Raw genomic sequence first — 23,071 nt, 5'->3', positions numbered from 1 at the left:
GCCGCGCACATGCTCACCGCCGTGCGCCCACACATCGAACGCGGGCACAGCAAGACGGGTCTCGGTGAGTCTATCGGTAGGTTGGCGCCATGGCGGCATCCCCAGCCAATGTCCCCCAGATGCATCCGGACCCGGCCGACTTCCAGGACCCCGCCTATCGCGAGGCCGTCGTCGACCTGCTGGCCGCGATCTCCTACGGCGAGATCTCAGCGTTCGAGCGGCTGGCCGAGGACTCCAAGATGGCGCCGGTGATCCGCGACAAGGTCGCCCTGGCGAGCATGGCGAGCGCGGAGCTCGGTCACGTCGCCCGGCTGCACGAGCGCATCGCCGAGCTGGGTGCGGACCCCTTCGAGGCGATGGCGCCCTTCATCGAGCCGATCGAGAAGTTCCACCGGCACACCGCCCCCTCGGACTGGCACGAGGGACTGGTCAAGGCCTACGTCGGCGACGGGCTCGCCGCCGACTTCTACCGCGAGATCGCGGCCTACCTCGACGCTGCCACCCGTGACCTCGTGATCGCCTCGCTCGAGGACGCCGGCCAGGCCGACTTCGTGGTCGACCGGATCCGCCAGGCGATCCTCGCCCAGCCGTCGCTCGCCGGCCGGCTCGCCCTGTGGGGCAGGCGGTTGATGGGTGAGGCACTGACCCAGGCCCAGCGCGTGGCTGCTGAGCGCGAGTCCCTCTCGGCCCTCCTCGCCGGCGGCATCGACAGACCTGGCCTCGACCTGGCCTCGATCGGCCGGATGTTCACCCGGATCACCGAGCGCCACGCCGAGCGGATGTCCCACCTCGGCCTCGCGTCGTGACCACGACGAGTGCGCCGGTCAGACCCTGACGCGGCCCTTGCTGCGGTAGTTGGCGGCTGCGGTCACCAACACGGCTGCGACCACGACCTGCCAGGCGTGCCGCCACCAGTCGAAGCCGGGAGTGTTGTCCTTGAACAACAGCGTGTAGAGGAAGTTGCCGATCAGCACGCCGCTGATGCCGCAGGCCACGGTGAGCCAGGTCGGGATGCGGACGTTGCCGCGGGCGAGCTTCATGCCCACCCAGCCGATGATGGCGCCGCCGATGATCATCAAGATCAAGTCGAGCATGCTCTCTGTCCTTTCACGACGTCTGACAGACCGAATCGATCGTCCCTCGCAGACACGGTGAAATCACGGCCGCGAGCAGGGATTCAGGGTCGAACCAGGGTCAGCTGCGGAAGCCGACCTGGCCTGAGACGCCGCCGCCGATCTCGACGTAGGCGATCTTGTCGCCGGGCACCAGGATCTTGCGGCCACGTACGTCGTCGATGGACAACGTGCCCTTGTTCTGGACCGCCTCGGAGACCTGCCTCTCGACCTCGTCGACGGTCTCGTTGGTCTCGAGCACGACCTCGCGGGGTGCGTGCTGGACGCCGATCTTGACCTCCATGGGGGACTCTCCTCAGTGCTCGTCGGTCAGGGGGTAGCCGCGGATGCCGCGCCACGCCAGGCCCGCGACCAGGGCAGCGGCGTCGCCTTGCTTGATGCGGGACTTCACGCCCGTGGCCTCGGCCAGCCAGAACCGTGCGCTGACTTGCGCCATTCCCACCAGGGACACCGCGAGCAGCCTGGCCTCGGCATCGGGCAGGCCGGTGTCGTCGTGGATCACCGTGGCGATCATCGCGGCGCAGTCGGTCGTGACGTTGTCGACGCGCTCGCGCACGGCCGGCTCGTTGTTCAGGTCGCTCTCGAACACGAGCCGGAACGCTCCGTTGTCGCCCGCGACGTACTCGTAGAAGACATCCATGGTCGCGGCGACCCGCTGCTTGTTGTCGTGGGTCGACGCCAACGCCTGGCGGCAGTTGTCGACGATCGCGGCGCAGGAGGCGTCGAGCAGCGCGAGGTAGAGGTCGAGCTTGCCGGGGAAGTGCTGGTAGAGCACGGGCTTGGAGACGCCGGCCCGCTCGGCGATGTCGTCCATCGCGGCGGCGTGGAAGCCTTGCGCGACGAAGACCTCGAGCGCCGACTCGAGCAGCTGCGCCCGGCGTTCGGAGCGAGGAAGACGGCCACCACGTGGCCCCGCCGAGGGGCCAGAGTCACGGACGTCGCTCACGGTCGGTGAGCCTACTCGGCGGTAGGAACGGTCCGGATGACGGGACGCGGCGCGGGTGGAGCGGCGCACGCAGGGAACATGGACGATCCCCGCGGCGTTGCCCGGGAGCTGCCGTGGAACCTTCGGCGGCGACCCGCTGACCCCCTGACTGGAGCAGAGACGTGTCCTTCCCGCCTTTGGTGGAGCCCGCTGACGAGCTGACCATCGACGAGGTACGCCGGTACAGCCGGCACCTGATCATCCCCGACGTCGGCATGGCCGGGCAGAAGCGGCTCAAGAACGCGCGCGTCCTCGTCATCGGCGCCGGCGGTCTCGGCAGCCCGGCCCTGCTCTACCTGGCCGCTGCCGGCGTGGGCACCCTGGGCATCGTGGAGTTCGACGAGGTCGACGAGTCCAACCTCCAGCGCCAAGTCATCCATGGCCAGTCCGACGTCGGCCGGTCCAAGGCCCAGTCCGCCAAGGAGTCGGTCCTCGAGACCAACCCCTACGTCAACGTGGTCGTCCACGAGGAGCGCCTCGACAACGACAACGTGATGCGGATCTTCGAGGGCTACGACCTGATCGTCGATGGCACCGACAACTTCGCCACGCGCTACCTGGTCAACGACGCTGCCTACTTCCTGGGCATCCCCTACGTGTGGGGCTCGATCTACCGCTTCGACGGCCAGGCCTCGGTGTTCGCACCGACCCTAGCGCCCGACGCTCCCTGCTACCGCTGCCTCTACCCCGAGCCGCCGCCGCCGGGCATGGTGCCCAGCTGCGCTGAGGGCGGTGTGCTCGGCGTGCTGTGCGCCAGCATCGGCTCGATCCAGGTCAACGAGGCGATCAAGCTGCTGACGGGCATCGGCGACCCGGCCATCGGCAAGCTCGTCATCTACGACGCTCTCGAGCTCGAGTGGCGCAAGCTCAAGGTCCGCAAGGACCCCAACTGCGCGCTGTGCGGGGAGCACGCCACCGTCACCGAGCTCATCGACTATGAGAGCTTCTGCGGCGCGATCTCCGAGGAGGCGATGGACGCCGCTGCCGGAGCCACCATCTCGGTCACCACGCTCGAGCACATGCTCAAGGAGCGTGAGGAGGGCACTCGCGACTTCGTGCTGGTCGACGTGCGCGAGCCCAACGAGTACGAGATCAACAAGATCCCCGGCTCCGTGCTGATCCCGAAGGGCGAGTTCCTCACCGGTCACGCGCTCGCGGAGCTGCCCGGTGTCGACTCCGGCAAGCAGGTCGTCATGTACTGCAAGACCGCGGTCCGCTCGGCCGAGACCCTGGCGATCGTCAAGGGCGCCGGCTACTCCGACGCCGTGCACGTCGGCGGCGGCGTGAGTGCCTGGGTGCGCCAGATCGACCCGTCGCAACCCTCGTACTAGCCCTTGCTGGTTGAGGAAGGCGTGCTAGCGCCTGTCTCGAAACCAGACAACGCCGACCCTGATGGTTTCGAGACGGTTGCTGCGCAACCTCCTCAACCAGCGGTGGCGACTGGGAGGCGTTCGGTGGTTTCGAGACGGTTGCTGCGCAACCTCCTCAACCCTCGTACTAGCCCTTGCTGGTTGAGGAAGGCGCGCTAGCGCCTGTCTCGAAACCAGGCGAGCTGGGCGCCTTCGGTGGTTTCGAGACGGTTGCTGCGCAACCTCCTCAACCAGCGGTGGTTTCGAGACGGTTGCTGCGCAACCTCCTCAACCAGCGGTCTCCGGTGGTTTCGAGACGGTTGCTGCGCAACCTCCTCTGGTCGTGCGTAACCCCACGCCTGCTGGGTAGTTGAGCACTTACGTAACGACGCGGCGTACCCCGACACCGCGCACGACGGAAGGCGATCCCTTCATGCATCTCCAGCGACTTCTCGGCGCCGTCGGTGGCGCCGTGATGCTCACGGCGGCCGTGCTGAGCGCACCGCAGGCGACTGCTGCCCAGGACATCGGCCAGTGGGCGCCGGCGGCCACCGCCAAGATCCACCCCGGCACGATGATGTACACCGAAGGCGCCCAGTGCACGGCGAACTTCGTCTACACCGACAGCGCCGGCAACGTGTACGTCGGGTACGCCGCGCACTGTGCCGGCACGGGCAGCGCCACTGACACCGACGGCTGCCAGGCAGGCTCGCTGCCGCTCGGCACCCGCGTGAGCTTCAACGAAGGCGGGTCCCTGCTCAGTGAAGGCACCGTCCTCGGCCACGGCACCCTCGTCTACTCGTCGTGGCTGACCATGAAGTCTTTGGGCACGACCGACGCCAACACCTGCGCCTACAACGACCTCGCGCTCGTGAAGGTCGACGCGGGCGATCTCTCCAAGGTCAACCCGAGCATCCCGTTCTGGGGTGGACCCACCGGCATCGACATCGACGGCACCGTCGCGGGCGATCGGGTCTGGACCTACGGCAACTCGAGTCTGCGGGCAGGGATCTCCCAGCTCTCGCCGCACACGGGCATCAGCCTCGGCGACGACGCCGCGGACGGTGGCTGGAGCCACCCGCTCTACACCCTGACGCCCGGCGTGCCCGGTGACTCCGGCTCCGCGTTCCTCAGCGCCGGCGGCAAGGCGATCGGCGTGCTGTCGACGCTGGGTCTCGCCCCCCTGCCCGCCTCCAACAACATCGGCGACCTCGGCAAGGAGCTCGCGTTCGCCCGTGCCCACTCGGGCATCTCGGGTCTGCAGCTGGTCAACGGCACCGAGCCGTTCGACCCCGTGCTGTGAGCTAGCCGCACCCTGTTCCGCTGCCCCGTCCGGTGTCTGCCTGGGCGGGGCAGCGGCTCTCTCGCCTCCACCGGGCCCGAGCGCCCCCACGGCGCACGCGCTCACGTGTCGCAGCTGTCAGGTCTGCGCGCCGTGACAGGACTGTGACCCACGGAGTCGGGCGCCCTGGGGGTGGGCGCGACTAGGTTCGGGCGCATGTCGGACAGCGGTGGTTCGAGCGCGCGGGCGTCGGTCACTGCCCTCGTCGGGGTGCTCGCCGCTGTGGGCCTGCTCCTGGTGATGATCACGTGGGCGGCCACGCTCTCGCCCGGCGACGTGGTGGTGGGTGGCAGGGAGCCGTCCTACAGCAAGCCCAGCCCGACTGCCGTCGACAACGCCGACAGCGGCGTCGACGCCCCCGACCGCGACCGGCCGCGACACGAGCTGCTGTGGTTGATCCTGACCGTCACTGCCTTCGGACTCGCGGGCCTGGTGGTGCTGGCGGTGCTGCTCAGCGGGCTGCGGTGGCTGCTCACGCTCAACTGGCGGCGCCGTCGCGAGCGAGACCCCCAGGAGGTCGCCTTCGACACCCTGGATCCTCCGGCGCTCGGCGATGCCGTCACCAGGGGTGCCGCGCGTCAGCGCACCGTGCTCAGCGAGGGGAGCCCGCGCAACGCGATCGTCGCGTGCTGGCACCTGTTCGAGCAGCAGGCCGCGACCGTCGGCGTGCACCGGGCCTCGTGGGAGACCTCGTCGGAGTTCACGCTGCGCGTGCTCGACCAGCTGTCGGCCGATCCTGCCGCGGTGACCGAGCTGGCCGACCTCTACCGCGATGCCCGGCACTCCCGCCACGAGATCACCGAGCAGGCCAGGCAGCATGCGCGCGCAGCCCTCGACCGCATCTTCGACTCCCTCGCGACGACGACGGACTCTCCATGAGCGGCGCGGCCCGCTTCTGGTGGCGGTGGCTCGGCGCCACGGCCTTCCTGCTCGGCGTCGTGATGGGCGTCTTGGCGCTCAACGGCAGCACCTGGCACTTCTGGCCGCTGGTGCTGCTCGTCGCCTTCACCACCGCCGTCTTGGCGCTGGTCAACGTCGGCACCGTCAACGAGTCGCCGGACTGGACGGTCGACTCCGTTCAAGCGCTGGGGCCGGCAGGGCAGGACAGCCGCCTGGGCATGTACGCCCGCGCGATCTCGGGCCACCTCGATGCCCGGGTCGCCGACCACACGCTGCGCGACCGGTTGGCCGACCTGGCCGACCGCAGGCTGCGCCAACGCCACGGTCTGGCACTCGCCGATCCGGCGGCCCTCCGTCTCCTGGGTGAGGAGGCGTTCGGGGTGCTGACCGGGCCGCCGAGGAGACTGTCGCGCGACGAGATCCAACGCTGTGTCCGCCGGATAGAGGAGCTGTAGCCCATGCCCACTGATGCTCGGGTGGCCGACGCGTCGCGACTGGCCGGCCAGGTGCTCGACGAGGTCGAGAAGGCCGTGGTCGGCAAGCGCAACGCCCTGACCCTGGTGCTGGCCGCCGTGCTCGCCAAGGGGCACGTGCTCCTCGAGGACTATCCCGGACTCGGCAAGACGCTCGCGGCGCGTTCGCTGGCGCGCGTCCTCGGCCTCGACTTCGCGCGTGCTCAGTTCACTCCCGACCTGCTGCCGGCTGACCTGACCGGGTCGTTCCTCTACGACCAGAGGGCCGGCACCTTCGAGTTCCGCAAGGGTCCGCTGTTCACCGGACTGCTGCTCGCCGACGAGATCAACCGCACGCCTCCCAAGACGCAGTCGGCATTGCTCGAGGCGATGCAGGAGCGCCAAGTCACCGTCGAGGGCGAGACCTTCCTGCTCGCGGCGCCGTTCCACGTGCTGGCCACCGCCAACCCGATCGAGTACGAAGGCACCTACCCGCTGCCCGAGGCCCAGCTCGACCGCTTCCTGATGCGAGTCAGCTTCGGCTACCCCTCCTCCGACGAGGAGTACGACGTGGTCGCGCGTCGCCTCGACCGGCAGCAGGAGGAGGTGGACCTGACCCAGGTCACCGATGCCGCGGGTGTGCTCGAGATGCAGGCGGCGACCGAGACGGTGACCGTCGACGAGAGCGTCGGTCGCTACTGCGTGGACCTCGTCGCCGCCACCCGTCAGCATGCCGACGTCCTCACCGGGTCCTCGCCTCGAGGCTCGCTCGGGCTGGTGCTCGCGGCGCGCGGCTGGGCGGTGCTGCGCGGACGTGACTACGTCATCCCCGAGGACGTCAAGGCGGTGGCCAGGGCTGTGCTCGGTCACCGGATCACCGTCAAGCCGGAGCTCTGGATGACCCAGGCGAGTGGCCCTCGCGTGGCTGACTCCGTGCTGGGCTCAGTGGCGACGCCGGCCACCCTCGAGGCCGCGCGGGCCGTCTCCTTCGAGCGTCCGGCGGAGCAGTGAGGGGCCACGCTCGATGAGGAGATGGGCCGTCACACCTGCCCTGAGCCGCTCCTTGCTGGTCGGAGCGCTGTTGCTGGGCGCAGCTGTGCTGCTCGGTGAGCCGGCCCTGGTGGTGATGGCGGCCCCGCTGGTGGTGCTGACCGCGATCGCGCTGGTGATGCGGCCGTCGAGCTCGCCCGTGCTTCGCGGCGAGCTCGACCACGTCTCCCTCTACGAGGGTCAGGGCACCCGGTCGCGGTTGAGCCTCAGCAATGACGAAGGTGCCGAGCAGGTCACCCGGATCAGCGCCCAGGCGCCCTACGTTGCTCTGCACCCTGCCTCCGGGCGGGTGAGCGGGTTGCTGCGCGACGGCGTCCCGGTGCTCGAGATCAGCCCGCGGCGTTGGGGTCGCCGCACGCTCGGCGAGGAGAAGGTCGCCCTGACCAGTCGCTGGGCCGGATATCGCTGGGGTCCGGTGCTGGAGCACGGCGCCGAGATGGCTGTCTTGCCGGCCTCGGCGCCGTTCGACAGCTCCGCCGAGGCGCCGCAACCACTCGGGCTCGTCGGGGCCAACCGGTCGCGACGCGTGGGCGACGGCACGGAGTTCGCCGGCATCCGGCACTTCCAGGCGGGCGACCGTCTGCGCCGGATCAACTGGCGCGTCTCGCTGCGCACCGGTGACCTCCACGTCGTGACGGCGCGTGGCGAGGAGGACAGCGGGGTGCTGCTGGTGGTCGATGCCCTGGCCGACCTGGGTCGGTCCGGTGGTGTCGGTGGCGGTGCCAGCAGCCTCGACGTCACGATGCGAGCAGCGTCCGCGCTCGCCGAGCACTTCTCGCGGCACGGGGACCGCGTCGCCTTGCGGATCATCGGGGCCGCCTGGCAGTTCGTCGGCTTCGGATCGGGGCCTCGCCACCTGCGGGTGCTGCTGGGCCGTCTCGCGAGCGTCAGACCCGCCCGGATGCCGGACGATGCCGCCGAGCGGCTGCGGTTCCCGGTCACCGCGGGCACCGTCGTGGTGGTGTTGTCGCCGATGATGTCCGAGGCGATCGCGACCACGACGGCCTCGCTGCACCGCCGCGGGCTTCCCGTGCTGGCCGTCGACACCCTCCCCGAGGACGCTCGGACGCTGGCTGTCGACGGCGCCGACGGCTTCGTCGCCGACCTGGCGTGGCGGCTGCGGCGCACCGAGCGCGACCAGCTGCTGACCGCGCTGGCCGCCGACGGCTGCCCGGTCGTGACGTGGCGCGGACCCGGCACCCTCGATGACGTGCTCCACCGCTTGGCCCGTCGCGCCCAGCTGCCCCAGGTGCGCACGCGATGATCCCCGACTGGCGAGGCGGCACCCGCGGCCAGTGGGCGCTGCGCGCGGTGATCGTGGCCGGCACGTTGGCGGCGCTCTACTCACGTGGGCTGGCCACGTCGCGACCTCCCGTGTGGCTCGGCGTCGCAGCACTCCTGCTGGCGGCGGGCTGGGCCCTGTTCCCGGAGTCCGTCGTCGGCGCCGGTGTCCTCTTGCTGGTCGGTTGGGCCTGGGCCGCCAGCGACCCGGTCGGCTTACCAGCTGCTGCGATCGTGGCGGCGGCCGCGATGCTGGCGGCGCACCTGGCGGCACTGATCCTCGGCTACGGGCCACCGCGACTGCCGGTCGCCGCGGGTGCTGTCCGGCTCTGGGCCGTACGAGGTCTCCTGCTCCTGGTGCCGGCTGTGCTGGTCTGGCTGGTCGCGCGCGGCGTCGAGGAGCTGCCCGACTCCCACACGGCCTGGGTACTCGGGCTGGCGGTCGCGGTGTCGGTGACCGTGGTCGCCGTGGCGGTCATCCAGGCGCTGATGCCGCAGGCGGAGGACGCATGAACGCGAGCGGCATCGACTGGGACGACTACACCGAGCGGGTGCTGCAGTGCGTCGAGCAGGTCCCGCGCGGCCGGGTGACGACCTACGGTGCCATCGCCGAGGTGGTCGGAGCCGTGATGGGCGGCGGTGGACCACGGCTGGTCGGCTCGGTGATGGCTGCCCACGGCGGGCCGGTGCCGTGGTGGCGCGTGGTCCGCGCCGACGGCTCGCTGCCCTCGAGCCACCAGGGCGAGGCGCGGTTGCGCTACCTCGAGGAGGGCACTCCCGTGCGCGCCTCCGGCAACGTCGACATCAAGGCCGCCTTCTTCAGGCCCGAGCTCTGAGGCCGAAGCCGACTCGGCGTGGGGTCAGCGCAGGACGGCGACTGCGGCCTCGTAGTCGGGCTCGGTGCCGATCGCGGGGGTCAGCTGGGTGTGGAGGACGGTGCCGTCGGTGTCGATGACCACGACGGAGCGGGCCAGGAGGCCACGCCAGTTCCCGTCGGCCATGGTGATGCCGTAGTCGGTGCCGAAGCCGGAGCGGAACGCCGAGCCGACGATCAGTCCCTCGATCCCCTCCGCGCCGCAGTAGTTGGCCACGGCCAGGGGCAGGTCCTGGGAGACCGCGATGATCTCGGTGTTGTCGAGGCCGGGAGCCAGCTTGGCGAACGCCCTGACCCCGGCTTGGCACACGCCGGTGGAGATGGTCGGGAAGATGTCGAGGATGGTGCGCTTGCCCGGCGTCTTGGTGACGTCGGCGAAGTCACCGTTGGTCAAGGTGAACTCTGGTGCCGCGCTGCCGACGGCGGGCAGCTCGCCGACGGTGTGGACTTCTGCTTCTCCGAGCCGGGTGGTAGCCATGCTGCATTCCTAGCAGGGCGGTGGATCAGCCTCGCGCGCGGGCCAGGTCAGCGAGACGGGAGAGCGCGGCCGGGAAGATCTCGGCAGGGGGAGTGACGAGCCCCGCGCCGACCTGCCCGACGCCCGCCACCCGCCCGGCCATACCGGTGTTGATCTGGGGCAGGATGCCCGTCCGGCAGACCATCGTGACGTCGATGCCGGTCGGCGTGCCCTGGAACTCCAGCACCGGCACCTGCCAGCGCGGGTTCTCGCCCAGCGTGATCTCGTGCATCCGCTGGGTAGTGGCCAACGCGTCGGGCACCGAGCCGCCCACGAACCGCACGATGGCCGGCGCCGTCGCCATCGCGAAGCCGCCGATGCCGGCTGTCTCGGTGATGGCCGAGTCGCCGATGTCGGGGTTGGCGTCGTCGGGACCGAAGTCGCCCAGGTAGAGGCCGTCGGCGAGCTGCGCCGGCCCGGTGAACCACTCGCCGCCCGTGCCGGCGACCTGGATGCCGAAGTCGGTGCCGTTGCGGGCCATCGCCACGACCATGGTCGAGCCGTCGATGCCCCGGGCCGCGTCGAGGGCGAGCTTGCAGGCCGGCATCGCCAGGTTGAGGAAGAAGTGGTCGTTGCCGCCGACGAACCGCAGTACGTCGGCCACGTCGGCCGGGTCGCCCGCCGAGACCAGCGCCGGCGACAGGTCGCGCAGCAGCATCAAGGTGCCGGCCCGGTTGCGGTTGTGGGCCTCGTCGCCCATCTGCAGCATCTGCGTGAGGATGCCGGTGACGTCGACCGGATCGCTCGCGCGCACGGCGGCCCGGAGCAACGGCCCGAGCACCCCACCCATCCAGCGCAGCCGCTGGAGCACGTCCGGTGAGTACGCGCCGTACCTCAGTACCTTGCCGAGGCCTTCGTTGAGCGAGCAGAACGCACGCCGACCCGTGCGCTGGTCCTCCAGCACCCACATCCACATCGATGGCGTGACCACGCCGGCCATCGGGCCGACGGTGCCGCGGTGGTGACAGGGCTCGAGGGAGACCGAGGAGCCCGACTCGAAGAGCGCCACGGCGTCGTCGGGGTCCGCGACGAGCCCCTCCAGGGCGGCGCCACCCAGCAGCGCCCCCCGCAGCGGCCCGGACGCTCGGCCCCACTCGATCGGCGGTCCGGCGTGGAGGAACTGGCCCGGCTCCAGGCCGAGTACCTCCGAGGCCGGAGCGACGTCGACGAGGGTCGCCTGGACGTCGAGCACGGCCGCGAGCGCGCGCGCGTTGGCGTCGGCGCGCAGCGGGTCGAGGGCGACCTCGACCAGGTCGTCCTCGGTGCCCGGCATCGGCGGGCGCCAGTCCACGCGGGTCACCGGGACGGCTTGGGACTCCACAGCCGATGCGAGCAGGTCGGCGCCCACGGCGACGACGGAGGTGGGGGTGTCCATCAGGGCGTACCTCCCAGCAGGGCAACCGCCCGGCGTGCGGCGCCGGCGTTGGACAGGTGCACCTCGGCGCCGGCAGCCGCGAGCTGCGCGGCCTGGCGGTCCCGGTCCTGGGGGTCGTCGGCCGTGCCGACCAGGCTCACCACGACCGGTTGGGGAACCTGCGCGATGGCGGGCGCCAGCAGGGCTGCCGGGTCGGGCTCCGCGCCGTGTCCGAGGACGACGTCGAGCAGCACCACGGCGGTGGTGGGGTCGGCGGCCACTCGTGCGAGGTGCTCGAGCCTGATGGTCGGGTCGATCATCGGATGGGCCCGTCCGCTCGTGTACTGGTCATCGCCGAAGTCGGTGAACCCATGTCCACCGTCGGTGCCCAGCAGGGACTCGGCGACGATGCGCGCCTCGGTGCAGTTGGTGCCGCCGACGAACAGGCCCTGCAGCAGGGTGCCCGGTCCTCCCAGATGGGCGGCCCCCGGCACGCGCACCGGCCACGTCGGTACGTCGTGTCCCAGCCGTCGCAGCACTGCCTCGGCGGCCGCCGTCAGGTCGGGGCGCCCGGGCCCGAGAAACGCGAGCTCGACCGGAGTGCCGAGCGAGGCGACGTACGCCTCGATGTCGGCTGCCACCTCCGGCGCGGGTGGCTTGGAGATCAGCACGATGAGCTCGACGTCGTCATCGAGGTCGAGTCGGCGCAGCGCCTCCCGGGTCGCGAGGCCGCCGACCTCGGCCGACAGGTCGCGCCCGCCGACGCCGAGTGCGGATGTGACGCCGACCCCTGCGTGGTCGAGCAGCGCGAGCAGCTGCTGGCAGCCCGTACCCGAGGCCGCGACGATGCCGACGGGGCCCGGGCGGACGACGTTGGCGAAGCCCAGGCCGAGCCCGCCGACGACGGCTGTCCCGCAGTCGGGACCCATCACGAGCAGTCCGCGTGCGGCGGCCAGCCGCTTGAGTGCGACCTCCTGCTCGACGGGCACGTTGTCGCTGAACAGCATCACGTCGCAGCCGGCGTCGAGGGCGTCGACGGCCTCGACGATCGCGCTCGGTCCGGGAGTCGACACCAGGACCAGCCCGTCGGGCACCGCACGCAGCGCCGAGGCGGACGTGCGGTGGGGCTGCTGGCCGCCCGTCGTCGCTCCTCCGGGTCGACGAACGGCTGCCAGCGACTGCTCGACGGCCGCGAGCCCGCGGCCTAGCGCGGCGTCGTCGGCTGCGCGAACGGCGACCACCATGTCGTTGGGACTCGAGGCAGGTACGTCGAATCCCATGCCCCGGAGCACATCGATGTTGAGCGGCGTCGCCATCGCGACCTGCGCCGCCAACACCCCGTCGACGCCTGCCACGTCGCGGCTGACCTGGAGCAGTGTCACGGAGTCGGCGTAGGCGCCGGACCTCAGCTCCACGTGGATCCTGCCGGCGGTCATGCGGCCTCCTGGGTCGCGAGCGTGGTCAGTGCGTGGCGCGCGCCCCACCACAGGCCGGCCCCGGAGGTGTGCCCGATGGCCGTGAGCCTGCTGAGGGCGGCGTCCTCCGCCGGGGTGCCCAGGGCCCGGAGGTACGTCACGAACTCCGGCAGCACCTCCCCGTGCAGCGCGCAGTCGATCAAGGTCGCCGACAGGACCGTGGTGCGGTCGAGCGAGGCGCGTACGGCGTCGGTGACGGCGTCGGTCAGCCGGCCGGTCGCGACCAGCACCGCCAGCCAGCCGCACAGCACGTCGTCGCCGAGGGGCGTCAGTCCGCCGCCGTTGCCGACCAGCTCGCGGAGGAGTCCGGCATCGATGCGTCGGGGCAGCGCCGGCAACCCCTCGACGACGTCAGTGACCGACAGCTCCGGAAGCTGACGGCCCGCAGAGTGGGCGCGGCCCGCAGAGTGGGCGGCGAGCCCTGCGCCGCCTGCGGCCGGTCGGGGGGGCCGCGCCACCGCAGTTGCCGGGCTCGCCGCCCGAAGGACTCTGCTGGGGTCGATTCGGGGTACGCGAACATCCACGAATCGTCCGATCCGGAGGGGGTGACCGGTCAGACACAGGGTCCCGCGTTCAACATAGGGGCTCACAGGCTGCTTCGCGAGTACCGCGAGCGCCGACACGCCCGCGGTGCCTGTGGACAGGCGTAGCGCACAGGGGACCTGGGCCGCGGCGGGACCGACCACGCCGACGCAGGCTCCGTTCACCTCGACGTACAGCGCGTGGGGCGAATGGTGTAGCACCGGGACCGGGCCGTCGGGGGCCGTGCGGAGACGGTCGACCACGCGGGCGGGGGCGCTCACGGAGACCACGCTTCCCGACGCTATCGGGCGCCGTTACATTTGGCCGCTGTGAGGTTATGCCAATCGATGGGGAGGTAGCGCCCCAAGTGTTGACAGGGACGAGGCCATGATGAAGGTCGATGAGGAGGCCAGCTTGGCGCTGGCCCGGATCGACGCGCTGCACACGGCCCTGACCCACCTGGTCCTCGAGGGGGGCGATCTCGACCAGATCGCGGCCGAGGCAGCCGACGTCCTCGGCATCGAGGTGGTCTTCACCTCGACCGACGGACGCGAGCGGGCCAGTGCCATCAGCCAGGAGGGGCGTGAGGCGCTGGCCGTGAGCCGCCTGGTCGATGCCACCGGTCGGGTCCGGGTCGAACGCGTCAAGGACGACGGCCTGCTGCTCGAGGTCGGCGAGGTGCGATCGCTGCGGGTCGCGGCCGGCGGCACCGACCTCGCGCGGCTGGTCTGTCTGCGACTGGACCGCCCGATCACCGAGGTCGACGTGCACGCACTCGAGCGCGTGGCGATCGTGGCCGCGCTGCTGATCACGCGCCAGAGCGCCGTGTCGGCGGTCGAGAACAAGTACCAGGGCGACTTCATGCGCGACCTGCTCGTGCGTGGCGTGGGGGAGGAGTCCTACGTCGAGGAGCACGTGTCCGCGTTCGGCTGGACCCTGGGTCATCCCGTAGTCGTCGTGGTCGCCGAGATCGACCCGCAGCCTCGCGAGGAGAAGCCCGCCTCGCGAGAGCAGCGCCGCACGTGGCAAGAGCGCTTCTCGGCCGCCTGGCGCCAGGTCTCCCAAGCGCTGGACCCCGGCATCCCCAGCGTCGACTTCAGCTCCGAGGTGGTGACGCTGCTGCCGGTGACCGTCGAGCGCGTCACCGAGACGTGGCCGGGCCACGACGTCGTACGCCGGGTGGTCACCGGGGTTGCCGGCGACAAGGGTGGCGGTCGCCGCAGCTTCACCGTCGGGGTCAGTCGCGTGGCGCCCGACGTCGCGGCGCTCCCCGAGGCCTACGCCCAGGCCAGGCGGGCGGTCGAGATCGGCCGGCGGGTCCGCGGCACGGGCTCCACGACCTTCTTCGACGAGCTCGGCCTGCACCGCCTGATCGCCCTGATCCCCGATGCCGAGGAGCTACGCGCCTTCACCCGCGACGTGCTCGGCCCCCTCACCGAGCAGACCACCGATGCGGCCAACCTGCGCGAGACCCTGCAGGTGCTGCTCGACACGAACTTCAACGTCGCGGAGGCCGCGCGCTTGCAGTTCTTCCACTACAACACCATGCGCTACCGGGTCTCCAAGCTCGAACGCCTGCTCGGCCCGCTCTCCTCCGACCCCCACCTCCGCCTCGACGTGGCCGTCGCCCTCAGGGTGCTCGAGATCGCGGGTTGAGCGCCAGGACTGCCAGCACCCCTGGAGAAGGTTCGTCAGGATTCGCCGTCGGGGGTGCGTGAAGGCGGGAGGCAGGAGCGGCAGACTGGCGGTCGTGAAGCCGGCTCCCTTCGAGTACGTCCGGCCCGCGTCGCTCGACGACGCGGTGGCGGGCCTTGCCGGCGACCCGGGGGCGAAGGTGCTGGCGGGCGGGCAGAGCCTGGTGCCGCTGCTCTCGATGCGGCTGGCGTCTCCGTCCCGACTGGTCGACATCAACGGCCTGCCGGACCTCGACGGGATCGAGGCCGGCCCCGACGGCGTACGCATCGGCGCCTTGGCCCGGCACGCTGACGTGCTGGCGTCCGGGGACGTACGCCGCGTCCAGCCGCTCGTCAGCCTGGCCCTGGCCAACGTCGCGCACGCGACCATCCGCAACCGCGGCACCACCGTCGGCTCGATCGTCCACGCCGACGCGGCGGCCGAGATGCCGATGGTGCTGCGGCTGCTGGGCGGCTCGGTCGACGTCGCCGGTCCGGGTGGGCGGCGCACGATCGCTGCCGACGACCTCTACGTGGGGCCGATGGAGTCGTCGCTGCATCACGACGAGATCGCTGTGTCTGCTTGGTTCCCCGCGCTGGGGGAGCGCGCAGGCGTCGCGTTCGAGGAGGTCGCGCGGCGTCACGGCGACTACGCGCTGTGCGGCGTGGCAGCGCTCGTCGACGGTGACTCCGTGCGAGCCGGCTACCTCTCCGTGTGCGACGTGCCAACCGTCGTCGACCTCACCGACCTCGCCGAGGCCGACCTCGGCGAAACCGCACTCGCCCGGCTCGATCCGGGTGACGACATCCACGCGAGTGCCGACTACCGGGCCCAGCTGGTGCGCGTGCTGACGGCCCGGGTCGTGGCCGCGGCGAGGGAGATGGCCCGGATGAAGGCAGCGCCGTGAGCGAGGAACTCCACCACGTCCGCCTGCACGTGAACGGCGTCGCGCACGACGTCGCCGTACCACCTCGCCGTCTCCTCTCCGACGCCCTGCGTCACGAGCTGGGCCTCACCGGTACCCATGTCGGCTGCGAGCACGGCGTGTGCGGTGCCTGCACGGTGCTCGTCGACGGGCGGCCGATGCGGTCGTGCCTGATGTTCGCGGTGTCGGCTGTCGACTGCGAGATCACCACCGTCGAGGGGCTGACCAACGCCGACGACTCGCTCGGCCCTGTGCAGCAGGCTTTCCTCGAGTGCCACGGACTGCAGTGCGGCTTCTGCACGCCCGGCTTCATGACCACGATCACCGCCGGGCTCGAGGAGAACCCGTCGCCCACCGAGGACGAGGCGCGGGACATGATCGCCGGCAACCTGTGCCGCTGCACCGGCTACCAGAACATCGTGAAGTCCGTGCTGCGGGCCGCCGAGTTGCGGGATGCCGAGACCACGAGGGCGCAGCCATGACCACCAAGCTGTTCGGCACGCGCGTCCAGCGGGTCGAGGACCAGCGGTTCCTGCGCGGCCAGGGCAGGTACGTCGACGACATCGACGCCGGTCCGCACACCCTGCATGCCGCCGTACTCCGCTCGCCACACGCCCACGCCAAGGTGCTGGAGGTCCACGTCGACGACGTCCTCGACCTCGAGGGCGTCCATGCGGTGTGGACCTACGAGGACCTCGCGGACCTCTCGGCCCCGATGGCCGACCCGCTCCCGCTGCTGATCCCGCACCCCACGCTGACCCACGCGCGCACGCAGTACGCACTCGCCAACGGTGAGGTCAACTACGTCGGTGAGGCGATCGCCTTCGTGGTGGCCGACGACCGCTACGTCGCCGAGGACGCGGTCGGCCGGATCCGCGTCGACTACGAGGTGCTGCCACCGGTGGTCGGCATCGAGGCCGCGCGGTCCGCCACCGCTCTCGTGCACGAGGACGTGCCCGGCAACGTCGGTGCCCGCATGGAGCAGAGCAACGGTGACGCGCCGGCGGCGATCGCCGGCGCCCCGCACGTGCTGACCCTCGACCTCACCGTCGAGCGCAGCGCCTGCCAGCCGATGGAGGGCCGCGGCACGGTGGCCCGATGGGACCGCGACATCGACCGCCTCACCGTCTGGTCCTCGACCCAGACCTCGACCGGCGTGCGTGCGGCCATCGCGGTCAAGCTCGGCCTCGACCTCGGCCAGGTCGACGTGGTGACGCCCGACGTGGGCGGTGGGTTCGGGGTCAAGATCAACCACCCGTGGCCCGAGGAGCTGCTCGTACCTCTGGCGGCGCGCCTGCTGGGCCGGCCGGTGAAGTTCGTCGAGGACCGGCGCGAGCACTTCATCTCCTCGGCCCACGAGCGCGGTCAGGTCCACCACGTCGAGGTCGGCTTCGACGACGACGGTCGGCTGCTCGGGCTCGACGTCGAGTTCTGGCACGACCACGGCGCCTACACGCCGTACGGCCTGATCGTCCCGATCATCACCTCGACCCAGCTGCTCGGTCCCTACAAACCGGGTGCCTACCGGGTGCGGTTCGAGTCGCTGTTCACCAACACGGTGATGGTGACTCCCTACCGCGGCGCCGGGCGACCGCAGGGCTGCTTCGTGATGGAGCGGACGATGGACGCCATCGCTGCCTACCTCGGCAAGGACCGAGCCGACGTACGCGCCTTGAACTTCATCCAGCCCGACGAGTTCCCCTACGACCAGGGCCTGATCTTCCAAGACGGTCGCGCGCTCGAGTACGACTCCGGCGACTACCCGGCGTCGCTGGAGAAGCTGAAGGCGCTGGTCGGCTGGGAGGAGTTCCCGGCGTTCAAGGCCGAGATGGCCGCCCAGGGTCGCCAGGTCGGCATCGGGCTGGCCTGCTACGTCGAGGGCACCGGGGTGGGTCCCTACGAGGGTGCCCACGTGCACATCGAGACCACCGGGAAGGTCAAGGTCGCCACGGGCCTGACCACGCAGGGGCAGGGCCATGCGACGGTCTTCGCGCAGATCGCGGCCGACGTGCTCGGCGTACCCCTCGCCGACGTCCAGGTCGTCACGGGCGACACCCGCCGGATGCCGTACGCCGTGGGCACGTTCGCCTCACGCGCCGCGGTGATGAGCGGCTCGGCGATCCACCTCGCGGCGACACGGGCACGCGAGAAGGTGCTGCGGATCGCGGCCGATGCGCTCGAGGCGAGCGAGGACGACCTCGAGATCACCGACGGTGTCGTGTCGGTGAAGGGGGCGCCCGCGTCATCGATCGCCCTCGGCACGATCGCGGTGCTGTCCAACCCGCTGCGCTACGCCTTCGACGAGCAGTCGAAGATGGCGACGCAGTTCTCGGTCGGCGACCCGGGCAAGCCACCGGTGGCCGAGGACGACGAGCCAGGGCTGGAGGGCAAGGACTTCTACTCGCCCGAGCGGGCGACCTTCGCCTCCGGCATGCATGCGGTGATCGTCGAGACCGACCCGCTGACCGCGGAGATCAAGATCCTCAAGTACGCCGTGGTGCACGACTGCGGCCACCTGATCAACCCGATGATCGTCGAGGGCCAGATCCACGGCGGCGTGGCGCAGGGCGTGGGCGGCGCGCTCTACGAGCGGATGGCCTACGACGAGTCCGGGCAGCTGCTCAACGCGTCGTTCATGGACTTCCTGATGCCGTATGTCACCGAGGTGCCCACCTCGATCGACATCGACCACCTCGAGACCCCGTCGCCGCTCAACCCGCTCGGCATCAAGGGGGCGGGCGAGGCCGGCGTGATCCCGTCCGCGGCGGTGTTCGCCGCGGCGATCTCCGATGCCGAAGGGTTCTCGATCACCTCGATGCCGATCTCGCCCTCGGAGCTGTTCGCCCTACGCCGTCTTCATCAGGAGGAGCCGTCATGAGGATCGCCGGAGAGAACACCCTGCACGCGCCCGTGTCGCGCGCCTGGGACGCGCTGCTCGACCCCGCGGTGCTGGTCGCGACGATCCCCGGGTGCGAGCGGCTGGTCGCCACCGGCGCGAACTCCTACGACATGACCGTCACCGCGGGCGTGGCCGCGATCAAGGGCACCTACGCCGGCACGTGCGTGCTCTCCGACCTCTCCGAGCCGTCGTCGCTCGTGATGAAGCTGGACGGCACCGGCGCGCCGGGCACGATCGGCGCGACCGTCAACGTGGGCTTCTCCTCCATCGACGACGCGACGACGCTCGTCACCTGGGACGCCGACGCGGTGGTGGGCGGGATGATCGGCGGCGTGGGCCAGCGGATGCTGACCTCGGTCTCCAAGCGGATGGCCGGCGAGTTCTTCGGCAACGTCGACAAGGCCCTGAGCGGGGCCTTGCCCGCCGCTGCTCCTACGGGCACTCCCGCCGAGACCCCCGTCGCCGGCCAGGTCTTCACCGCCCCCGCCATCTCCCCCCGGTCCGACTTCGTCAAGGGCATCGCCGTCGGCGCCGGCCTGGTCCTGCTCGGCGTCGTCGCGGGCTCGCTGTTCGGGCGGCGGCGGTGAGGCGTTGGTTTCCCCGGATGTCCGGGGAATCCGTCGGACGTCAGGGAAAGCTTCACCTGACCCGCGACGGGAAAGCCTGACCAGTGGGGGACCTGAACGTCGAGTCGACGGCCCGCGAGATGCTCGCGGCGCTCCAGGCACGGCGGATCTCGTGCGCCGAGCTGATGGACCTCCACCTCGCGCGGATCGCTGAGAAGAACTCCCACCTCAACGCGATCGTCAGCCTGGACGAGGACCGAGCCAGAGACGGAGCGAGCGAGGCCGACCGTACGCCGTACGACGAACGAGGACCGCTGCACGGACTGCCGTGGGCGTTCAAGGACACCCACGAGGTGGCCGGTTGGCCAACGACGTACGGCAGCCCGCTGTACGCCGACCACGTGCCGGACCGCGACGAGCTCATCGTCGAGCGGATCAGACACGCGGGGGCGGTGCCGATCGGCAAGACGAACGTCCCGGAGTTCGCGGCCGGGAGCCACACCTTCAACACCGTCTTCGGTACGACGCTCAACCCGGTCGACTCCACCCGTAGTGCCGGCGGGTCGAGCGGGGGAGCGGCTTGTGCGCTGGCAGCGGGCATGGTGCCGCTGGCCGAGGGATCGGACATGGGCGGGTCGCTGCGCAACCCCGCCTCGTTCTGCGGCGTGGTGGGTCTGCGGCCCAGCCTCGGCCGGGTTCCCGAATGGCCCAGCGACAACCAGTGGGAGACGACCTCGGTGGGCGGCCCGATGGCGCGCACCGTCGGCGACGTCGCCCTGCTGCTGAGCGTGATCGCCGGCCCGGACGCGCGCGCCCCGCTCGCCCTGGGTGACCCGGGCCAGAGCTTCTCCCCGCTCAACAGCGGCTCCCTGCGAGGGATCCGCGTCGCGCTCAGTCCCGACCTCGCAGGCGCCATCGAGGTCGACCACGAGGTGGCAGCGGTCGTCGAGGCGGCGGGGACCGCGATGGGTGCCGCCGGTGCGCGCGTCGTGGCGGCGCAGCCTGAACTCGGGCTTGCCGAGCAGACCTTCCGTACCTTGCGCGCCTGGCACTTCCAGGCCACCTTCGGCCAGCGGCTGGCTGAGCATCCCGACGCCTTCAAGCGGTCGCTCGCCGACAACATCCGGGCCGGTGAGTCGCTCACCGGCGCCGACGTCGCCCGCGCCTACCGCGACCGCACGGCACTCGCCGAGACGATGCGCCTGTTCTTCGAGCGGTACGACGTGCTGGTGCTGCCGACCTCGCAGGTGCCGCCCTTCCCGGCTGACCAGGAGTTCCCCGCCGACATCAACGGCACGCCGATGCAGACCTACCTGGACTGGATGCGGTCGGCGTACTTCATCACCGTCACCGGCTGCCCGGCCATCTCGGTGCCGGCCGGCACGACGCGTGACGGGTTGCCTGTCGGCGTGCAGATCGTCGCCCGGCACGGAGCCGACCGCCGGCTCTTGGAGATCGCCGCGGCCTTCGAGGCCCTGGACTGAGGGGTCGGCGCGCGGCAGCAGCGCCGACAGGCGAGCTCCGCTCGGCGGTGAAATAGGTGAAGGGCCCCGGCAGTATGAGTGCCAGGGCCCTTCGTTGACCGCCGTGGTGACCCAGCGATCGCCTCGCTCCAGATCCGGTCCCGACCCAGCTGTCACCCGCGAGCCGCGGCGACCGAAGCCACCGTGTGGACCCTCACCTTCGTGAGACCCGAACTCCCCGGAGGAAGTTCGTGAGGAGAGTTCTACGGGGTCTTCACGACCCTCCGCAAGAGGGAATTCCCAACTATTTCGAGGAAATCTCCTGCTTCCACAGCGTTCGGCGTGTCGTCCACAGGAGTGAGGCGTTCGTCCACAGCCGGGTCGGCTTCGTCCACAACGAACGTGCTTCATCTGTGGAGATCGGGTCACCTACGCTGACGCCGTGCCCGCCCAGCTGATCGAGATCCGCCGCTACCCCGTGAAGTCCATGGGTGGTGAGGCGATCGAGCAGATCGAGGTCGACGCCCGGGGGCTGGTCGGGGACCGCGCGTACGCCGTCGTGGACGACGAGGGCCGGTTCGCGGCGGGCAAGGACAGCCGACGGTTCCGCCGCCGCGACGAGGTCTTCCACTACGCCGCAGCGACAACCCCGGACGGGCCGGTTCACGTCACTCGTGGCGGTGCGTCCTGGCCGGCCGGCAGCCGCGAGCTCGACGCGGAGCTGAGCACCAGGTTCGGCGACCCGGTCCGGGTGCTGCCCGAGCAGGGCGTCACCCACTTCGACGCCGGCTCGGTGTCCTTGGTCGGCACGGCGACCCTCGCGTGGTGCGAGCGCGAGCTCGGCATCGACGCCGACCGTCGTCGGCTCCGGGTCAACCTGGTGGTGAACACTGCCGAGCCCTTCGAGGAGGAGACCTGGGTGGGGCGCGACGTCGAGATCGGGACGGCGGGCGGCGTCGGGCTCACCGTCGTCGAGCGCGTCGAACGCTGCCGCACCATCGACCTGGCGCAAGACGGCCTCACCACCACGACCCGCTGGCTCCGGGCGCTGGGCGAGAGCCGCGAGCTGTGCCTGGCGGTGTACGCCGACGTACGCCGCCCCGGCCGCGTCGCCGTGGGCGACCCGGTACGACCGTCCTGACGGCGCCGGAGTCCACAGGTGCGGTCCGGTCCTGTGGATGACGGGCCGATCCCTGTGGAGGAATCGGCCATCCGTGTGGACGACGGGGCAATGTCGAGAATTCCCCCATTTTTCTTGGGGTTTCCTCTTGCGCGGTGGCTCGCGCAGGACATAGAACTCTCCTACGCAATCCCTCCGGGGAGAGCGGGATCAGCCGGAAGGCGAAGGTCCACACCGCGGGCGCAAGCCCAGCGGCGGCAGCAGGGTGACGAAGCTGTCGGGACTGGAGACGGAGGGCTGATCGATCGGAAGCGTCACCGGTACCGGTCAACCTGAAGGGCCCTTGCGACTCATACTCGCGAGGGCCCTTCACCTATTTCTCCGGCGAGCGCAGCGCGCTCGGACCTGGGTGCAGACCTCGCGCAACGGCCGCGGAGGAACCCCCTGCGACACGGCGGTCTCATCGCGACACAATGGGCCGGTGATCTACGAGGTGATCCACGCCGTCGTACCGCCGCTGCTCAAGGCGATCTGGCGACCGCGGGTCCTCGGCCTGCAGAACGTGCCGAAGGACGGTGGGGTCATCTTGGCCAGCAACCATCTCAGCTTCGTGGACTCGGTCGTGATCCCGTCCGTGGCGCCGCGCAAGGTGGTCTTCCTCGCCAAGTCCGACTACTTCAAGGGCAGCGGGGTCAAGGGCACCGCGCAGCGGCTCTGGTTCGAGGGTCTGGGCATGCTCCCGGTCGACCGAGAGGACACCCAGGCGGCGATCGACAGCCTGGAGACGGCGCTGGAGGTGCTCGGTCGGGGCGAGGCGTTCGGCATCTACCCCGAGGGCAGCCGTTCGCGCGACGGTCGCCTCTACCGGGGTCGCACCGGCGTCGCTCACCTGGCGCTCACCGCGGGTGTGCCGGTGGTGCCCGTGGGGCTGGTCGGCACCGAGAGGATCCAGCCGATCGGGTCGAGGTACCCCAAGGTCGCCAAGGTCACCGTCAAGTTCGGCAAGGCGCTGGACTTCAGCGGCCGCGGGAGCGGCGTGCCGCTCGGGAGGGCCCGGCGCGAGGTGACCGACGAGATCATGGCCGCGATCCAGATGCTCTCCGGCCAAGAGCCCGCTGGCGTCTACAACGACCGCGCGCCGGATGCTTAGGCACTAGTTGCCGTCGCCCGCTCGCGACGCCATCGCAAGA

Annotated in this window: 24 protein-coding genes; 17 read left to right on the top strand and 7 right to left on the bottom strand. The window is 70.8% G+C overall.

All coding sequences use genetic code 11. From position 1 onward, the window contains the following. Positions 1-89: 89 nt before the first annotated feature. On the top strand, positions 90-806 hold the full coding sequence (locus tag ISU10_RS01165; protein ID WP_194694506.1) for a ferritin-like fold-containing protein: 717 nt from the start codon (positions 90-92) through the stop codon (positions 804-806). A gap of 18 nt (positions 807-824) precedes the next feature. On the opposite strand, the gene ISU10_RS01160 is transcribed toward ISU10_RS01165, so the two are convergent. The 3 genes from ISU10_RS01160 to ISU10_RS01150 all read right to left on the bottom strand — a co-directional run bounded on the left by ISU10_RS01160 (position 825) and on the right by ISU10_RS01150 (position 2,079). Next, positions 825-1,094 carry a GlsB/YeaQ/YmgE family stress response membrane protein gene (locus tag ISU10_RS01160; RefSeq protein WP_194694505.1) on the bottom strand — a complete coding sequence of 90 codons (270 nt, stop codon included), beginning with the start codon at positions 1,092-1,094 and terminating at the stop codon, positions 825-827. Between the two features lie 100 nt (positions 1,095-1,194). Further along, positions 1,195-1,416 carry a DUF3107 domain-containing protein gene (locus ISU10_RS01155; protein ID WP_194694504.1) on the bottom strand — a complete coding sequence of 74 codons (222 nt, stop codon included), beginning with the start codon at positions 1,414-1,416 and terminating at the stop codon, positions 1,195-1,197. Positions 1,417-1,428: 12 nt separating this feature from the next. Then, positions 1,429-2,079 (bottom strand): TetR/AcrR family transcriptional regulator, encoded by a 651-nt coding sequence (locus tag ISU10_RS01150; RefSeq protein ID WP_194694503.1) that lies wholly within the window; start codon positions 2,077-2,079, stop codon positions 1,429-1,431. A 161-nt stretch (positions 2,080-2,240) separates the two neighbouring features. On the opposite strand from ISU10_RS01150, the gene moeZ reads away from it, so the two are divergent. From moeZ to ISU10_RS01110, 8 genes are all read left to right on the top strand, one after another. Further along, entirely contained in the window at positions 2,241-3,449 is a 1,209-nt protein-coding gene (gene moeZ / locus ISU10_RS01145) for an adenylyltransferase/sulfurtransferase MoeZ (RefSeq protein WP_194694502.1), read from the top strand. 388 nt (positions 3,450-3,837) lie between these two features. After that, complete coding sequence (locus tag ISU10_RS01140; RefSeq protein ID WP_228499032.1) at positions 3,838-4,770, top strand: serine protease family protein; 933 nt, start codon at positions 3,838-3,840, stop codon at positions 4,768-4,770. 195 nt (positions 4,771-4,965) lie between these two features. Continuing rightward, a complete protein-coding gene (locus ISU10_RS01135; protein WP_194694501.1) occupies positions 4,966-5,688 on the top strand; it encodes a DUF4129 domain-containing protein in 723 nt (240 codons plus the stop codon). Continuing rightward, entirely contained in the window at positions 5,685-6,164 is a 480-nt protein-coding gene (locus ISU10_RS01130; RefSeq protein WP_194694500.1) for a hypothetical protein, read from the top strand. Before ISU10_RS01135 ends, ISU10_RS01130 begins: the two co-directional genes overlap by 4 nt. A gap of 3 nt (positions 6,165-6,167) precedes the next feature. Then, complete coding sequence (locus ISU10_RS01125) at positions 6,168-7,172, top strand: AAA family ATPase (RefSeq protein ID WP_194694499.1); 1,005 nt, start codon at positions 6,168-6,170, stop codon at positions 7,170-7,172. A gap of 13 nt (positions 7,173-7,185) precedes the next feature. Then, positions 7,186-8,475 carry a DUF58 domain-containing protein gene (locus tag ISU10_RS01120; RefSeq protein ID WP_194694498.1) on the top strand — a complete coding sequence of 430 codons (1,290 nt, stop codon included), beginning with the start codon at positions 7,186-7,188 and terminating at the stop codon, positions 8,473-8,475. After that, the gene (locus tag ISU10_RS01115; RefSeq protein WP_194694497.1) at positions 8,472-9,005 is read left to right on the top strand and encodes a hypothetical protein; all 534 of its coding nucleotides are present in this window, start codon (positions 8,472-8,474) and stop codon (positions 9,003-9,005) included. Before ISU10_RS01120 ends, ISU10_RS01115 begins: the two co-directional genes overlap by 4 nt. Next, positions 9,002-9,328, top strand: coding sequence for an MGMT family protein (locus ISU10_RS01110; protein ID WP_228499030.1), 327 nt, complete (start codon positions 9,002-9,004; stop codon positions 9,326-9,328). Before ISU10_RS01115 ends, ISU10_RS01110 begins: the two co-directional genes overlap by 4 nt. Before the next feature lie 24 nt (positions 9,329-9,352). Here ISU10_RS01110 and tpx read toward each other — a convergent pair whose 3' ends face one another. Genes tpx through ISU10_RS01090 form a run of 4 tightly spaced genes read right to left on the bottom strand, consistent with a single transcriptional unit; the run spans position 9,353 to position 13,170 of the window. After that, on the bottom strand, positions 9,353-9,844 hold the full coding sequence (gene tpx, locus ISU10_RS01105) for a thiol peroxidase (protein WP_194694496.1): 492 nt from the start codon (positions 9,842-9,844) through the stop codon (positions 9,353-9,355). 25 nt (positions 9,845-9,869) lie between these two features. Beyond that, positions 9,870-11,258: a YlbE family protein gene (locus ISU10_RS01100; protein WP_194694495.1), complete on the bottom strand. Its 1,389-nt coding sequence runs from the start codon at positions 11,256-11,258 to the stop codon at positions 9,870-9,872. Beyond that, a complete protein-coding gene (locus ISU10_RS01095) occupies positions 11,258-12,673 on the bottom strand; it encodes an AllF/FdrA family protein (protein WP_194694494.1) in 1,416 nt (471 codons plus the stop codon). Before ISU10_RS01095 ends, ISU10_RS01100 begins: the two co-directional genes overlap by 1 nt. After that, positions 12,670-13,170 carry an oxamate carbamoyltransferase subunit AllH family protein gene (locus ISU10_RS01090; RefSeq protein WP_194694493.1) on the bottom strand — a complete coding sequence of 167 codons (501 nt, stop codon included), beginning with the start codon at positions 13,168-13,170 and terminating at the stop codon, positions 12,670-12,672. Before ISU10_RS01090 ends, ISU10_RS01095 begins: the two co-directional genes overlap by 4 nt. Positions 13,171-13,621: 451 nt before the next feature. Between ISU10_RS01090 and ISU10_RS01085 the strand changes: the two genes are divergently transcribed. The 8 genes from ISU10_RS01085 to ISU10_RS01050 all read left to right on the top strand — a co-directional run bounded on the left by ISU10_RS01085 (position 13,622) and on the right by ISU10_RS01050 (position 23,031). Continuing rightward, positions 13,622-14,890 (top strand): PucR family transcriptional regulator, encoded by a 1,269-nt coding sequence (locus ISU10_RS01085; RefSeq protein WP_194694492.1) that lies wholly within the window; start codon positions 13,622-13,624, stop codon positions 14,888-14,890. Positions 14,891-14,984: 94 nt separating this feature from the next. Next, a complete protein-coding gene (locus tag ISU10_RS01080; RefSeq protein ID WP_194694491.1) occupies positions 14,985-15,815 on the top strand; it encodes an FAD binding domain-containing protein in 831 nt (276 codons plus the stop codon). Then, a complete protein-coding gene (locus tag ISU10_RS01075; protein WP_194694490.1) occupies positions 15,812-16,315 on the top strand; it encodes a (2Fe-2S)-binding protein in 504 nt (167 codons plus the stop codon). The genes ISU10_RS01080 and ISU10_RS01075 overlap by 4 nt, the downstream gene beginning before the upstream one ends. Beyond that, positions 16,312-18,711: an aerobic carbon-monoxide dehydrogenase large subunit gene (gene cutA, locus ISU10_RS01070; RefSeq protein ID WP_194694489.1), complete on the top strand. Its 2,400-nt coding sequence runs from the start codon at positions 16,312-16,314 to the stop codon at positions 18,709-18,711. The genes ISU10_RS01075 and cutA overlap by 4 nt, the downstream gene beginning before the upstream one ends. Then, the gene (locus ISU10_RS01065) at positions 18,708-19,319 is read left to right on the top strand and encodes an SRPBCC family protein (protein ID WP_194694488.1); all 612 of its coding nucleotides are present in this window, start codon (positions 18,708-18,710) and stop codon (positions 19,317-19,319) included. Before cutA ends, ISU10_RS01065 begins: the two co-directional genes overlap by 4 nt. 83 nt (positions 19,320-19,402) lie before the next feature. Further along, a complete protein-coding gene (locus ISU10_RS01060; protein WP_194694487.1) occupies positions 19,403-20,782 on the top strand; it encodes an amidase in 1,380 nt (459 codons plus the stop codon). A 421-nt stretch (positions 20,783-21,203) separates the two neighbouring features. Further along, positions 21,204-21,902, top strand: coding sequence for an MOSC domain-containing protein (locus ISU10_RS01055; protein WP_194694486.1), 699 nt, complete (start codon positions 21,204-21,206; stop codon positions 21,900-21,902). A 460-nt stretch (positions 21,903-22,362) separates the two neighbouring features. Continuing rightward, positions 22,363-23,031 (top strand): lysophospholipid acyltransferase family protein, encoded by a 669-nt coding sequence (locus ISU10_RS01050; protein ID WP_370864497.1) that lies wholly within the window; start codon positions 22,363-22,365, stop codon positions 23,029-23,031. Positions 23,032-23,071 lie beyond the last annotated feature (40 nt).

It is taken from the genome of Nocardioides agariphilus, from assembly GCF_015352445.1.
Taxonomy (GTDB): Bacteria; Actinomycetota; Actinomycetes; order Propionibacteriales; family Nocardioidaceae; genus Nocardioides; species Nocardioides agariphilus.
The sequence above is the reverse complement of the archived record's forward strand: the minus strand, read 5'-3'. Positions and strand labels throughout refer to the sequence as shown.

What these genes read in the sequence shown, in the direction of transcription:
- ISU10_RS01095 (WP_194694494.1), bottom strand. Translation starts at nt 12,673, where the DNA reads ATGACCGCCGGCAGGATCCACGTGGAGCTGAGGTCCGGCGCCTACGCC.
- ISU10_RS01100 (WP_194694495.1), bottom strand. Translation starts at nt 11,258, where the DNA reads ATGGACACCCCCACCTCCGTCGTCGCCGTGGGCGCCGACCTGCTCGCA.
- ISU10_RS01120 (WP_194694498.1), top strand. Translation starts at nt 7,186, where the DNA reads ATGAGGAGATGGGCCGTCACACCTGCCCTGAGCCGCTCCTTGCTGGTC.
- ISU10_RS01130 (WP_194694500.1), top strand. Translation starts at nt 5,685, where the DNA reads ATGAGCGGCGCGGCCCGCTTCTGGTGGCGGTGGCTCGGCGCCACGGCC.
- ISU10_RS01165 (WP_194694506.1), top strand. Translation starts at nt 90, where the DNA reads ATGGCGGCATCCCCAGCCAATGTCCCCCAGATGCATCCGGACCCGGCC.
- ISU10_RS01065 (WP_194694488.1), top strand. Translation starts at nt 18,708, where the DNA reads ATGAGGATCGCCGGAGAGAACACCCTGCACGCGCCCGTGTCGCGCGCC.
- ISU10_RS01135 (WP_194694501.1), top strand. Translation starts at nt 4,966, where the DNA reads ATGTCGGACAGCGGTGGTTCGAGCGCGCGGGCGTCGGTCACTGCCCTC.
- ISU10_RS01125 (WP_194694499.1), top strand. Translation starts at nt 6,168, where the DNA reads ATGCCCACTGATGCTCGGGTGGCCGACGCGTCGCGACTGGCCGGCCAG.
- ISU10_RS01160 (WP_194694505.1), bottom strand. Translation starts at nt 1,094, where the DNA reads ATGCTCGACTTGATCTTGATGATCATCGGCGGCGCCATCATCGGCTGG.
- ISU10_RS01115 (WP_194694497.1), top strand. Translation starts at nt 8,472, where the DNA reads ATGATCCCCGACTGGCGAGGCGGCACCCGCGGCCAGTGGGCGCTGCGC.
- ISU10_RS01155 (WP_194694504.1), bottom strand. Translation starts at nt 1,416, where the DNA reads ATGGAGGTCAAGATCGGCGTCCAGCACGCACCCCGCGAGGTCGTGCTC.
- cutA (WP_194694489.1), top strand. Translation starts at nt 16,312, where the DNA reads ATGACCACCAAGCTGTTCGGCACGCGCGTCCAGCGGGTCGAGGACCAG.
- ISU10_RS01110 (WP_228499030.1), top strand. Translation starts at nt 9,002, where the DNA reads ATGAACGCGAGCGGCATCGACTGGGACGACTACACCGAGCGGGTGCTG.
- tpx (WP_194694496.1), bottom strand. Translation starts at nt 9,844, where the DNA reads ATGGCTACCACCCGGCTCGGAGAAGCAGAAGTCCACACCGTCGGCGAG.
- ISU10_RS01085 (WP_194694492.1), top strand. Translation starts at nt 13,622, where the DNA reads ATGATGAAGGTCGATGAGGAGGCCAGCTTGGCGCTGGCCCGGATCGAC.